We start from the raw sequence: 13,198 nt of genomic DNA, 5'->3' as shown, positions 1-13,198 counted from the left end.
ACTTCTTCGTCAGAACGAAAACGACAAAAGCTCTGCCAGTCGCAGAGCTTTTGTCGTTTGATGTTCGGATATTAATGACCGATGGGCAGCACCAGACGCACCCGCAGACCACCACCCGGCGCATCTTCAAGATGCACCTCGCCACCATGACCACGTGCGGAATCCCGGGCAATCGTCATGCCAAGGCCAACGCCGCCGGTCGCCTGATTGCGGGACTCTTCAAGACGGTAAAACGGCTTGAAGACCTCTTCGCGTTTGTCAGCCGGTATGCCTGGACCATCATCATCAAAGACGATCTCGTAATCCTGCTCACGCCGTCCGGCACGCACCGACAGATTGTTGGCATAGCGCCCGGCATTGGACATGATGTTGGCCACGCAGCGTTTCACCGATTGCGGGCGCAGCTCCATCTCAAGGCTGTCTTCAATATGAAGGTCAATCTGCTGACCATCGCGCAAGGCTTCACCGACCTGATCGGTCAGAAGCTTGCCAATATCCGTCAGAACCGCCTTTTCACCCTCTTCCCCACGTGCAAATGCCAGATAGGCATCCACCATGCGCTCCATATCGATGACATCCTGTTTCAGGGCATCAACACCGGGCGAGCTTTGCTGCATGGCCAATTCAAGCTTCATGCGGGTCAGTGGTGTCCGCAAGTCATGCGACACCCCGGCAAGCAGGGCAGTGCGCTGTGACAGATGGCGCCCGATACGATCGCGCATCGACATGAAGGATGACGCCGCCATACGGACTTCGGCCGCTCCTTCGGGTTTGAAGTCATCGACATCAACACCGCGCCCGAACTGATCGGCGGCCTTGGCCAGACGCCGGATCGGGCGGACCTGGTTGCGCATGAAGATCACCGCGACCCCGTACAGGATCAGAGCAGAACCGGCAATCCACATGAAGAAGATATAGGTCGTCGAGTTGTACAGACGCTTGCGCGGGGCAATGATGGACAAGACCCCTTCTTTCGTCTGGACACGAATCTCCAGCTGACGGTCATCAAGATCCAGGTCGAAGAAGAATGGCCGCTGCAGGCGTTCATCAAGCGCATGAAACAACTCTTCAGACACAAGACCGATTGGCGGCTTGCTAATCTGGCGTTGTAGAATCGCTTCGGGCTCATACACGATATCAAGCTGCATGCGCGCGCGGGCCGAATTCTGGATCCACTCGTAATGTTCCGGATCCGGATATTGCCCCAGATAGTCGATCACGAAAACAACATCTCCGGCCAGTCCACGGCTCAGCTGTCGGGCCACCGTATCCCAGTGGCGTTCAAAGAAGATCAGGACGGTGACGATCTGCAACAGCAGCATCGGCGTCATCAGGATCAGAAGCGACCGGCCCAAAAGCCCCGTCGGCATCAGTGATTTGATCCGTCCGTTCTGTTCGCTACCCACGCTGCTTATCCCTGTCCGTTTTCATGGTCGCTTTTCTGGCGCTCTTCAGTCCGTATACAGGACATAGCCCTGACCACGCACTGTCTGCAAGTATCTTGGCTGTTTGGGATCTTCTTCGAATTTGCGACGCAGGCGCGTGACCTGGACATCGATGCTGCGCGAGGCGCTCGGATCAATGGCATTGCCACTGATCATCCCGTGAAGCTGCTCGCGCGATGTTGTCTGCCCGCGCCGCTTGACCAACGCGCTCAGCAACGCCTGCTCGGCCGTGGTAAGATAGATATGCTCTTCCCCACGTTGCAGGATCATGCGTGTCAGATCAAAGCGAAACGCCCCAAAGGACGCAGTGCTGTCAGCTTCCTGCGCCAAGCCTGTATCTTCGGGTTCGGGCAACTCGCCATAGCGGCGCAGGATTGCCTCGATCCTGAGCACCAGTTCGCGTGGCTCAAACGGCTTGGCCAGGTAATCATCAACCCCGGCTTCAAGCCCTGCGATGCGATCTTCGGTCTCGGACAGTGCGGTCAACAACAGGATCGGGACCTTTGATCCGCTTTCGCGCATGCTGCGCGCGAGATCGACACCCTTTTCCCCGGGCATCAGAACATCCAGCACGATCAGATCAAACTGCAAGCCCGCCAGGCTGGCACGTGCCTCACTGGCATCACGTGCTGCAGACACGCTAAAGCCGTTCTCGCCCAAATAGCGGGTAAGAAGGTCACGCAAACGGTCATCATCATCGACCACAAGAACATGTGGCTGATCAGCACCGGTCATGGGGTTTTCCTGAACACCGAAATCAATCTGAGGCAATACTGAACAACTTGGCGCGAAAATCTTTCAAAAGCGTAAGCATGACCACGTCAAAATTGTGGCCGCCCTCCTCATCTTCGCGTTTATCCCGCCCGGCGGCGCAGGCCACCGGGACCATCATCCTCAAACCGCTTGCGGTCCTTTTCTTCCATCATGCCCATCATGACCTTGCGGAAACCTTCGACCGATTCCGCCCCGGCTTCACGATAGGCTGCGGCAATCAGGGCGCGCTGCTGTTCGGTGAGTTCGCGTTCAAGCGCCTCGCCTTTTTCGGTCAAGGTCAACAAACGCTGTCGGCGGTCCTGCAAACCGGTCTTCTGTTCAATGAAACCTTCGCGCACCAATTGGCCCAGCACGCGCGACAACGACTGCTTGGTGATTTTGAGAATCGCCAATAGGTCACTGACCGTAATACCGGGGTTTCGACTGACGAAATAAATGACCCGATGGTGGGCGCGACCGAAATTATATTGCGCAAGCATCTGGTCCGCGACTTCGGTGAAATCACGGTAGGCATAGAACAGCAATTCTATGCCTTGTCTAAGCTCTTCTTCCCGCAGAAAAAGCGGGTTGACCTTGCGTGTAGAGATATCTGCCATGCTTATCCGTTATGTCAGTTTTATTGACACATTAATCTATGAATGTTACCTCGACCAGACAAATAAGGACATAAAGTTACGTCCAGGAACGTTCTTGAAATGGAATTTGGCAAATGACAACTCCGACCTTTGATAACCGCAACGGTTATATCTGGTATAATGGCGAACTTAAACCATGGCGTGAAAGCACTTTGCATGTGCTCAGCCATGCTGTCCATTACGGGAGTGCGGTATTTGAAGGTGAACGTTCCTATAACGGCAAGGTTTTCAAGCTGGCCGAACATGGCGAACGCCTGATCAAATCCGGCGAAATCCTCGACATGGAAATCCCTTATAGCGCCGCGGAACTTGATGATGCCGTCATCGAAACGCTGGCTGCCAACAACATCACCGAAGGCTATATTCGCCGTATTGCCTGGCGCGGCAGTGAAATGATGGGCGTTTCCGCCCAGACCACGCGCATCAATGTGGCGATTGCCTGCTGGGAATGGCCGAGCTATTTCGCACCGGAAGAACGCCTTAAGGGCATCCGTCTCGATCTGTCGAAATGGGCCCGCCCGGCACCGAACACCGCACCGACCAATGCCAAGGCATCAGGTCTTTACATGATCTGCACGCTTTCCAAGCACGAAGCAGAACGCAAAGGCTACGCCGATGCCCTGATGCTCGATTACCGCGGTCAGGTGGCAGAAGCCACCGGTGCCAACGTCTTCTTCATCAAGGATGGTCAGATCCATACCCCGACACCGGATTGCTTCCTGGATGGCATCACGCGCCGTACCGTGATCGCATTGGCCAAAGCACGCGGGTACGAGGTGATTGAACGTGCGATCATGCCCGAAGAAATGGCTGATTTCGAAGAATGCTTCCTGACCGGGACCGCGGCCGAAGTCACCCCGGTGGCGGAAATCGGCCCGTACAGCTTCACCCCGGGTCAGGTCTGCAAGACCATGATGGAAGATTACATGGCGCTGGTGCGCGGCGAAAATACCGCCGTTGCCGCTGAGTGATTTTTTTGAATAATCGGATCGATTATTCACATTTTTTGAAAACACCCCGAGCCATGCGCGCCGGGGTGTTTTTCATTGATCAAATCCCAGCCTGCAAAAATTTTGTCCCGCCCCGGATGAAATCCAAGATCTGCGATCACATATCGGCAAAATCACCCCGACAACAACCACCGCCGGATCCCGTAATGCGCCCCCACACCGGCTCAGCCCACCTACAGGCCCGAGCCCCCATCCATTTTGCCCTGACCATCGTGCTTTTTCTGCTGGCATTGCTTGCCAGCGGACCGCTTCATGCTGCCGAGCCGCTTGAAATCCGGCTACCGGTACGCGAGAGCGAGTTTGAAGATGTGCAGGCCTGTCAGCTTAATCCGGATCCGGAATGCCGGTCCTGCCTTGCCGATCATCCGAGCAGTGCATCACTCGTTATCTATTCCATCCTGCAGGAAGCCCTGACATCCGGCGGGCTTGAGGCCCGTGTCAAACCCGTGCTGTCGCCCAATTCCGAACGCGGACGCAAGATGGTCAGCAACGGTCTGGCTGATGTCAAATCGGACTGGGAATTCAATATCGACGCCGACCCGGATTTACTGAAATCCGCACCTATCCTGCGCAAGGGCGAGTTTGAGAAAGGCGTTTATGTCAGTGCTGACGCATATGCGCTCAGCAGCGACACCCCTATTTCCGATGTGCATGACATGCGGGCCGTGTCCATTCGCACCTGGCGCCTCGATTGGGACGCGCTTGAAAACCTCGCGCCCAAAAGCCTCGCCAATGCCCCGACGACCTTGCAAATCTATAGTCTGATTAATGCCGGGCGGGCTGACTTCACCTTGCTGGAATTTTCATCCAAACCCGATCTGGCGCGCCGATATGAGGACATCACCCTGTATCCAATGCCTGGCGTTAAAGTGATCCTGCCGGGCAGCCAGCATTTCATGGTCTCAAGCCGCCTGCCTGGTGCCCGGAACCTGATTAAGGCCCTGGATCACGGATTGAATGCCCTGCACAAAAGCGGTTTTGTTCGCCAATGTCTGGTCAATAGCGGCATCATCAATGAAAAGGTGGCCGACTGGACAGTCCTGAATCCGCTGGACACCCACAGCGATGAAACTTCGGCAGCGCAGTCACAGTGACAGCCCTCTGCCCTGCGCCTTTGATCGGCCATGCGGGACTGCTCTGACAAATGGTATGAGGATTAATTTCGCCATTAACTGCGGGTGAAAACCCATACTTACAGCGCTTTTGCGGATATCCCGACCAAACGGGGCATCGGCAATATTGCAGTTGTCCGCGCGTTGATAAAAACCGGCACGGCAATCATCACACAAATCATGTGCGGCGTTTTCCATAAAAAACGGACCGCCCGTGATACCGGACGGTCCACATCGCATTCTGGTGAGAATGCTCAAGCCATTGCGGGGCTATTTTGCCTCGCCCGGTGCTTCGACTGTCGGACCAGGATGAACAGCACCCCAAGGGTAAATTCACGCACCGTGCGACCGCGAGAAATGCGGGAAAAAAGATGCCGACAAACGGTGACCATAACACCCACCAGGCCCAATAGAAGATCGTCCGGCCAGCCTGCCAGTTGCTGTCGTTGTAGGCTTCGCTCCAGAAGCTGATCACGACCAGATTGCTGATATAGTTGCCGACATTCTCAACAAAGCTGTCGAGCACGAAAAGCGTCGGGCCGGACTGCGAGGCGGTGTTGATTAGGCACTTTTGTCGTCTCGTAATCTGGTGACATGGTGTCGCAATGGTTTCGTAATTGAGTTGAGGCAGCGCCGGCCAGCCGTCCCACATGGCTGGCCGACGCTGCTTCTTACTCCCCTCGCGGGAAGCGCTGTTTGTCTTCGACCTCATTCAGATCCATGTGATTGCGCATATAGCGTTCGGACGCCTTTTGCAGCGGCTGGTAATCCCACGGGAAGTAGGACCCGTTACGAAGCGCCTCGTAAACGATCCAGCGGCGTGCCTGACTTTCGCGAATTGCGGAATCAAAGGCATCCATGTCCCAACGCGCAGCACGCTGCTTGCGGAATGCTTCAAGCTGATCGGCATGGGCCGGATCGGCTGCAAGGTTGGTCAGTTCCTTGGGATCGGCTTCCAGATCGAAAAGCTGTTCGGGATCAAGCGTGCAATAGGTGTATTTCCATTTGCCTTCGCGGATACAGACCAGCGGGGCATAGGACCCCTCGGCGGCATATTCCATCAGGACCGGCTCCGTACGTGGCGTGCCTTCAAGCATTCCACAAAGCGACATGCCATCGGTCCAGGGCTGCACTTCATCCATGGAAATCCCGGCAAGATCGGCCACCGTCGGGGTGACATCCAGGCTTGAAACCGGGTCGGTATAAAGGCCCGGCGCAATGCCCGGGCCGGCCATCATCAACGGCACACGAGCGGAGCCCTCGAAGAAGCTCATTTTAAACCAGAGACCGCGTTCGCCCAGCATGTCGCCATGGTCGGAGACAAAGACGATGATGGTGTTATCGAGCTGACGAGTGGTTTCAAGCACCTCCATGATCTGCCCGACCTTGTTATCGATATAGGAGATGTTGGCAAAATAGGCCTGACGGGAACGACGTACATCTTCCTTTTGGATATCAAAGGCGGTGTAGTCACTGGCATGCATCAGACGTTGGGAATGCGGGTCCTGATCGTCGAAATCAAACGGGGCCACATCCGGTTCAAGTTCCGGGCAGTCTTCATACAGATCCCAGAATTTCTTGCGCGCGACATAGGGGTCATGCGGATGAGTGAAACTTACCGTCAGGCACCACGGGCGTTCATCATGACCGCGCGACAGATCATAAAGCTTATGCGTCGCGTTGTAGGCGACCTCGTCATCATATTCCATTTGGTTGGAAATCTCGGCGACACCGGCACCGGTGACAGAGCCAAGATTATGATACCACCAGTCAATGCGCTCGCCCCGCTTGCGATAATCCGGGGTCCAGCCAAAGTCCGCCGGATAGATATCGGTGGTCAGGCGTTCTTCGAAACCGTGCAGCTGATCGGGACCGACGAAATGCATCTTGCCCGACAGGCAGGTGTAATATCCCGCGCGGCGCAAGTGATGGGCATAGGTCGGAATGTCAGACGAAAATTCGGCCGCGTTGTCATAAACCCGCGTGCGGTTTGGTAGCTGACCGGCCATGAAGGACGCCCGTCCCGGGGCACAAAGCGGGGAGCCTGTATAGCAATTGCGAAAACGCGCCGAACGCTCAGCGAGTTTGCGCAAATGCGGCGTATGAAGGAATTCCGCAGGACCATCGGGGAACAAGGTTCCGTTCAGTTGGTCGGCCATCAGGATCAGAATATTCGGGGACGTCATTTGGTCATGCACTCCTTCATGGGGTGCAATCCGCCCATCACCGAGATGGCAGCATTGACGATAAAAGCACCCCTAGTCGTTTGATGCGAGCCAAAGCAAGCGCCAACCCAGCCCCTTTTCGGGTGTCATTTATCGGGTCTTTATTTAATTCCGCTTGACCTTGATCGCGTGGCGTACATTAAATCCATAAATCGATAGCCAAAGAAACCCGGTGTTTTTTAATTACTTCCATAAAGAATTTTTATAATGCAAAGACCGCTCGACATTGGATGGCTGAGGATTTTCGAAGCAGTTGGACGGCTGGGCAGTCTGACGCGGGCGGCCCGTGAGTTGGGGTTAAGCCAGCCTGCCGTGACCTATCAGATCAAGCGGGTCGAGGATCAGTTGGGCGTCTCGCTGCTGCACCGATCGCAAGGTGGCAGTCGATTGACCGATGCCGGTGAAATCCTGTTTGAGGCGGTGCAAAGCAGTGTCGAGCATATCGACAAGGCCGCGCGTGATACCCGGCGATCCTCACAGGATCACGCGGTACGGATTTTTACCGATTTTGGCTTCGCGGCCTTCTGGTTGATGCCGCGTGTGACCGATTTCCGCCGCCTGCATCCCGAGGCCGAAGTCCATATCATTGCTTCCCAAGGCCTTGATGATGAACTTGGCCGGGAAACCGATGCGGCCATGCTGTTTGGCGGTGCCGACGATTTCCCCGAAACGGCACAACTTCTGATCCCCGAGCGGGTCGTGCCGGTCTGCACGCCGGGCTTTCTTGAGCGATACGGCCCGTTTGATGATCCGGCCCAGTTTGCCAGAGCACCCCTTTTGCATCTGGAAGTGACGGGCAAAGCACGCTGGCTAACGTGGGAAAGCTGGCTTGCCGATCACGGAATTGACCGCGAACCAGCGAAGGGGGATCTGGGGCTTAACACCTATGGCTTTGTCATTCAGGCCGCCCTTGCTGAACAGGGCGTGGCACTGGGCTGGCGGGGATTGATTGAGCATCACATCGAGCAAGGGTCGCTCGTCACGGTTGGTGGGGAAGTCAGCCGTCCGGATCGCGGATACTGGGTGGTGCCCAGCCGGTCGGTCAGCGATACGACAACCACATTGCTTGATTGGCTGACCAATGAGACCTGATCCCTCGCAAATTCCTGCATTCTTTGCTGTAACAGCAGCACCCAGTCCCCTAGAGTGAGGCTTCGCGCACACCATATTCGACAGGGGATTTTTCATGACAGAGCATGGCTATAACAGCGGGCGGTTGAACCTGCCATTCGTTGGCATTTCGACCTTTTCCAAAAGCCCCTATGTCGAGAACTGGGATGCGATTGATGCCGATGTTGCGATCCTTGGCGCGCCGTTTGATTTTGGCACCCAATGGCGATCAGGTGCACGGTTTGGCCCGCGCGGCATTCGCGAGGCATCGACGCTGTTTGCCTTTGGCCATGCCGGGGCCTATGACCATGAAGATGACGTGACCTATCTTGAAGGGGTCCGGATGGTCGATATTGGCGATGCGGATATCATTCATACCGACACGATCAACAGCCACGCCAATATCGAGTTTGGTGTGCGCAAGATTTTGGCGGCCGGTGCCCTGCCCGTTGTTCTGGGTGGCGATCATTCGATCAATATCCCTTGCATCAATGCGTTTTCCGAACAGGAACCGGTGCATGTGGTGCAGTTTGATGCCCATCTGGATTTCGTTGATGAACGCCACGGGGTGCGCAATGGCCACGGCAACCCGATGCGGCGTGCGATTGAAAAACCGTGGGTGTCGGGCATGACCCAGCTTGGCATTCGCAATGTGTCCTCCACCGCCAAGGAAGGATACGACTATGCCCGCGAACAGGGATCAGACATCCTGTCTGTGCGCCAGGTTCGCAAGCTTGGTATCGAGGGTGTTCTGGAGCGTATTCCGGCGGGCAAACGCTATTACCTGACGATTGATATTGACGGGTTTGATCCGTCCATCGCGCCCGGTACAGGCACCCCCAGCCATGGCGGGTTCCTGTATTATGACGTGCTGGAAATCATCGCTGGCCTTGCCAAGCGGGGCGATATCGTTGGCATTGATCTGGTGGAAGTTGCGCCGGATTACGATCACACCGGAACAACCGCCATTCTGGCAGCGCAGATTTTGCTCAACACCATCGGGCGGATTTTTGCTGCACGTGACAAATAATGGCCGACATCGCCGGGAAACAGTCCCTTTGATGAACAGGACCACGCAATAGCAACAAACCCACATATGTGTTAATGTGGGTTTGTACATTTGTTGGGAGATTACCCTATGAGCCGCTTGACGATCGACATCACCGACCAGCAGCATCAAAGCCTGAAGGCAACGGCGGCCTTGCAGGGTAAAACCATCAAGCAATACGCGCTTGAACGGTTATTCCCGGACGATGCCAATGCGGACAAGGCATGGATGGAGCTGAAAGCCCTACTCGAAAATCGCATCCAGGATGGGTTTGCGGGGAACGTTTCGTCCAAAAATATCGCTGAAATCCTTGAGGAAGAACTGAGCGAGAAGCCCGCGTGACGGGTTATATCCTTAGCGCAGAGGCAGAAGCCGATCTGCGCGGGATCATTCGCTATACCAACAAGGAGTGGGGCCCAGCCCAAGTGCGGCGCTATGTCGCCGCGCTGGAAAAGGGCATTGATGATCTTGTCGCCGGACGCGGTTCATATCACGACATGAGCGACCTTTTCCCGAACCTTCGGATGGCGCGCTGCGCGCAACATTACGTCTTTTGTCTGCCACGCGAAAATGCGCCCGCATTGGTCGTTTCGATTTTCCATGAGCGTATGGACCTTATGACGCGATTGGCTGATAGAATTCGCTAGCTTCCCCTCGCCCGGCTTTTGGCACGAAAAATGCTGCTGCTTTTGCAACCTTTGTTTGCGCAGCAGGAGAAAAAACGATGACATCCACGCCATCACACATCATGACAACGGCCCAACAGCCGTTCGAGCCCAAATTTGTTGCGGGAAAATCCGAAGAGGCGCACCAGATGATGATGCGCCAGAAAGAAATTTTCAGGGCAAAGCTCGAAAACAATAACGAAGACCAATTGGCCTGGCAGAACGCACAGCCAATTTATTCCGCCATTCGATTGAATGGCAAACTGGTCGGTACGATGGGCTTAAATACCGGACTTACCATGACCGAAATTTCCGATGGCGGCGCTTATCAGCGCGCTGTGACCTTTGCGGAAAAAACAGGAATGAATGAGGAAGAGTTCAACGCCTATGCGACAGATCAAGTTTCCCAAGCTTTGAAAGGTCGCTATGGCGATAGCATCGAGATTGAGGTCTTTGCACCCGATGAGCGACCCCAATCAGGTGAAATGCATGCTGAAATGTTTGGCACTTCCGCCTCGGATTCTGCATCGGGCAGCCTAAGCGACAATGAGCTTTCCTACATGGAGTTCTTCGCACAACTCTATTCCCAGCAATTTGGCGAAGACCCGTTCGACGGACTTGATATGACCTAATCTTGATGCCGCGAGACAAGTTGGGGCAACGGAGGGAGTAGGTCTGCTTTTCCTACACTAACGCGCTGCCCCAAAAGTGTGGGAAGCTTTTACCCCCTCAAACAGCTGTATGGTCTGTTTGAGGAGCATTCGATTTATTTACGGCCAGTTCGCTTCGGGCGGGAGCGACATCAGGATGGCTTCGGTGTTGCCGCCGGTCATCAGGCCAAAGCGCGTGCCGCGGTCATGGAGCAGATTGAACTCGACATAGCGTCCCCGCTTGATCAGTTGGGCGCGGCGTTCTTCATCGGTCCAAGGTTTGTTGTAGTGGCGTTTGACCAGTTCCGGATAGATATCGCGAAACGCACGCCCGACATCCTGGGTAAAGGCAAAGTCGGCATCCCAATCGGCATCGAGATAATCATAGAAAATCCCGCCAACACCGCGCGGTTCGTTGCGGTGCGGCAGCCAGAAATATTCATCGCACCATTTTTTGAAGAGATCATAGTAGTCATCGCCATGGGCATCACAGGCGGACTTAAGCGCCGCGTGGAAATCAGCGGTATCCTGATCCTTGGGGAAGACCGGGGTCAGATCGGCGCCACCGCCAAACCATGCCTTGGTCGTGACAATGTGGCGGGTATTCATGTGCACGGCGGGCACATGGGGCGAGTACGGATGGGCAACCATTGAAATGCCCGCAGCCCAGAAGTTCGGGTTTTCGTCGGCACCGGGAATTTCCTTGCGGAACTTTTCGGAAAACGCGCCATGCACGACCGAGATATTAACCCCGACCTTTTCAAACACCCGGCCCTTCATGACCGACATCTCGCCGCCGCCCTCGTTTTCGCCGCGCTCCCACACGGTGCGTTCAAAACGCCCCGGTGCGCGATCGGAAAGCGGGCCTTGATAACTGTCTTCAAGCGCTTCGTAACTGGCGCAAATGTCATCACGCAACTGGCGGAACCAGTCCTGGGCGATTTGTTTGCGTTTGGCAATCACGGCATCCTCGACCTTGTGGTCGGTGCTCGTTTTCATTGCCTGTTTTGCAGCACTCTTTGCGTCCGTCATTGCGTCACTCGTTTGGTTTATTCAACAGGTCCTGCGCCGGGCTGGCTTGCAGGAAAGCCATTCGTCTGTCTGAGCGCCTCGCCCAGTGTCATTGCGGTTGCCATGGCGACATTCAGCGATCGCATCTGTGGCTGCATCGGAATGACGACGCGGGCATCAACATAGTCATGCACCTGATCTGGCACCCCTTTGCTTTCCGAGCCCAGCATCAGGATATCATCGGCGCGAAATTCAAAATCGCAATAGGGTTCGGCCCCCTTGGTCGTCAGCAACACCAGACGCCCCGGCAGTGTTCCGTCTTCGCGGGCTTCGACAAAGGCGCGCCAATCGGCATGGCGTATATAGCTGGCCTTGGTCAGATAATCCATCCCCGCACGTTTGAGCGCGCCCGAGGTCAAAAGAAACCCGCAGGGCTCAATGATATCGACCGGCAGGCCAAAGCAGGCGGCCATGCGCAGGATCGTACCGGTATTTTGCGGAATGTCGGGTTCGAATAAGCAGATTCTCATGCGCTCTTTGTAGAATCGTTTTCGATATTTTGTCTAACGGCTTTGTCCAAGATGGATAAATCTAATTACCCGTTAGCGTCGCTATTAGACTTTTTTGGAATATGAAAAACTAAAGCCGCAAGTCATTGGCCGGTAAAAGGGCCCGATACCCGCATTTACGCTATGTTTTACCGATTTGTGCAGCGCAAAACCTTCTGATCCAGTTGAATGCAAACAATTTGCAACTCCAAGTTCTCCTTAACAAACCGGTTTTTTGTTAGTATACGACCTCAAACAGGTCTAAAGGCTTCTGGGAACGGAATTGTTTGATTTTCATCAATGGAAAATCCGGCATGATGTCCTAAGTCTTGGTTTTGGCATTCCGCATTACCAAATTGGTCGTATGCCTGTTTTAGGCCGCATGCCTGTTTTGGGGGCAGAAAGAGGGATTAATTATGTCGCAAACGGTGCATTCATCCGGCGAGCAGCCGGACGAGAACCGCAGGGATTTCCTGACCTTGGCGACCACAGCAGTCGGCGCCGTTGGCGTCGGGTGTGCGTTGTTGCCGTTCGTGGACAGCATGAACCCGTCCAAGGACGTTCTCGCACTTGCCTCGGTTGAGGTAAATTTGGCCAACATCCCGGTTGGCCAGGCAATTAAGGTGATGTGGCGAGGCAAACCTGTCTTCATCCGCCATCGTACCGAACGCGAAATCAATGAGGCCAACGAGGTCGCGTTGAATGAACTCGTCGATCCGCAGAGCGACGATGCACGCGTCGAAAAGAAAGAGTGGCTGATCGTCGTCGGCGTCTGCACCCATCTGGGTTGCATTCCGATGGGCACGGCCACAGGCGAAACCCGTGGTGATTATGATGGCTGGTACTGCCCATGCCATGGCTCGCACTATGATACGTCGGGCCGTATCCGCCGCGGCCCCGCACCGTTGAACCTTGTCGTTCCGGAATACGAATTCCTGACCGACACGTCGGTCCGGATCGGGTAA

The 13,198-nt window shown here is 55.1% G+C and carries 15 protein-coding genes; 8 read left to right on the top strand and 7 right to left on the bottom strand.

Features of this window, described 5'->3' with window-relative positions:
* Positions 1–71: 71 nt before the first annotated feature.
* The 3 genes from ACXAF0_RS17240 to ACXAF0_RS17230 all read right to left on the bottom strand — a co-directional run bounded on the left by ACXAF0_RS17240 (position 72) and on the right by ACXAF0_RS17230 (position 2,815).
* Positions 72–1,406: an ATP-binding protein gene (locus ACXAF0_RS17240; RefSeq protein WP_475347063.1), complete on the bottom strand. Its 1,335-nt coding sequence runs from the start codon at positions 1,404–1,406 to the stop codon at positions 72–74.
* Between the two features lie 45 nt (positions 1,407–1,451).
* Positions 1,452–2,180 carry a response regulator gene (locus ACXAF0_RS17235; RefSeq protein WP_475347062.1) on the bottom strand — a complete coding sequence of 243 codons (729 nt, stop codon included), beginning with the start codon at positions 2,178–2,180 and terminating at the stop codon, positions 1,452–1,454.
* Between the two features lie 119 nt (positions 2,181–2,299).
* Positions 2,300–2,815 (bottom strand): MarR family winged helix-turn-helix transcriptional regulator, encoded by a 516-nt coding sequence (locus tag ACXAF0_RS17230; RefSeq protein WP_475347061.1) that lies wholly within the window; start codon positions 2,813–2,815, stop codon positions 2,300–2,302.
* 113 nt (positions 2,816–2,928) lie between these two features.
* On the opposite strand from ACXAF0_RS17230, the gene ACXAF0_RS17225 reads away from it, so the two are divergent.
* Positions 2,929–3,825, top strand: a complete 897-nt coding sequence (locus ACXAF0_RS17225) for a branched-chain amino acid aminotransferase (protein ID WP_475347060.1) — start codon at positions 2,929–2,931, stop codon at positions 3,823–3,825.
* Positions 3,826–4,010: 185 nt separating this feature from the next.
* Complete coding sequence (locus tag ACXAF0_RS17220; RefSeq protein ID WP_475347059.1) at positions 4,011–4,958, top strand: hypothetical protein; 948 nt, start codon at positions 4,011–4,013, stop codon at positions 4,956–4,958.
* A 196-nt stretch (positions 4,959–5,154) separates the two neighbouring features.
* Here the strand turns inward: ACXAF0_RS17220 and ACXAF0_RS17215 are convergent, their stop codons facing one another.
* Together ACXAF0_RS17215 and betC are read right to left on the bottom strand one after the other, a co-directional pair.
* Positions 5,155–5,628, bottom strand: a complete 474-nt coding sequence (locus ACXAF0_RS17215) for a BCCT family transporter (RefSeq protein ID WP_475347058.1) — start codon at positions 5,626–5,628, stop codon at positions 5,155–5,157.
* 19 nt (positions 5,629–5,647) lie between these two features.
* The gene (betC, locus tag ACXAF0_RS17210; protein WP_475347057.1) at positions 5,648–7,162 is read right to left on the bottom strand and encodes a choline-sulfatase; all 1,515 of its coding nucleotides are present in this window, start codon (positions 7,160–7,162) and stop codon (positions 5,648–5,650) included.
* 246 nt (positions 7,163–7,408) lie between these two features.
* Here betC and ACXAF0_RS17205 point away from each other — a divergent pair, with 246 nt between their 5' ends.
* The 5 genes from ACXAF0_RS17205 (at position 7,409) to ACXAF0_RS17185 (ending at position 10,656) form a co-directional block, all read left to right on the top strand.
* Positions 7,409–8,293, top strand: a complete 885-nt coding sequence (locus ACXAF0_RS17205; protein ID WP_475347056.1) for a choline sulfate utilization transcriptional regulator — start codon at positions 7,409–7,411, stop codon at positions 8,291–8,293.
* 94 nt (positions 8,294–8,387) lie between these two features.
* Positions 8,388–9,341, top strand: coding sequence for an agmatinase (gene speB, locus ACXAF0_RS17200; protein WP_475347055.1), 954 nt, complete (start codon positions 8,388–8,390; stop codon positions 9,339–9,341).
* A gap of 108 nt (positions 9,342–9,449) precedes the next feature.
* A complete protein-coding gene (locus ACXAF0_RS17195; RefSeq protein ID WP_475347054.1) occupies positions 9,450–9,701 on the top strand; it encodes an antitoxin in 252 nt (83 codons plus the stop codon).
* The gene (locus tag ACXAF0_RS17190; RefSeq protein WP_475347053.1) at positions 9,698–10,006 is read left to right on the top strand and encodes a type II toxin-antitoxin system RelE/ParE family toxin; all 309 of its coding nucleotides are present in this window, start codon (positions 9,698–9,700) and stop codon (positions 10,004–10,006) included. The genes ACXAF0_RS17195 and ACXAF0_RS17190 overlap by 4 nt, the downstream gene beginning before the upstream one ends.
* A 77-nt stretch (positions 10,007–10,083) precedes the next feature.
* Positions 10,084–10,656 (top strand): hypothetical protein, encoded by a 573-nt coding sequence (locus ACXAF0_RS17185; RefSeq protein ID WP_475347052.1) that lies wholly within the window; start codon positions 10,084–10,086, stop codon positions 10,654–10,656.
* A gap of 138 nt (positions 10,657–10,794) precedes the next feature.
* Here the strand turns inward: ACXAF0_RS17185 and hemF are convergent, their stop codons facing one another.
* Positions 10,795–11,673, bottom strand: a complete 879-nt coding sequence (gene hemF, locus ACXAF0_RS17180) for an oxygen-dependent coproporphyrinogen oxidase (protein WP_475347195.1) — start codon at positions 11,671–11,673, stop codon at positions 10,795–10,797.
* A 50-nt stretch (positions 11,674–11,723) separates the two neighbouring features.
* Positions 11,724–12,215 (bottom strand): tRNA (cytidine(34)-2'-O)-methyltransferase, encoded by a 492-nt coding sequence (locus ACXAF0_RS17175; RefSeq protein WP_475347051.1) that lies wholly within the window; start codon positions 12,213–12,215, stop codon positions 11,724–11,726.
* A gap of 434 nt (positions 12,216–12,649) precedes the next feature.
* Between ACXAF0_RS17175 and petA the strand changes: the two genes are divergently transcribed.
* Positions 12,650–13,198, top strand: a complete 549-nt coding sequence (gene petA / locus ACXAF0_RS17170) for a ubiquinol-cytochrome c reductase iron-sulfur subunit (RefSeq protein WP_044827804.1) — start codon at positions 12,650–12,652, stop codon at positions 13,196–13,198.

It is taken from the genome of Thalassospira sp. ABD4_177 (assembly GCF_056160125.1).
This window is presented reverse-complemented; position numbering and strand designations above follow the sequence as displayed.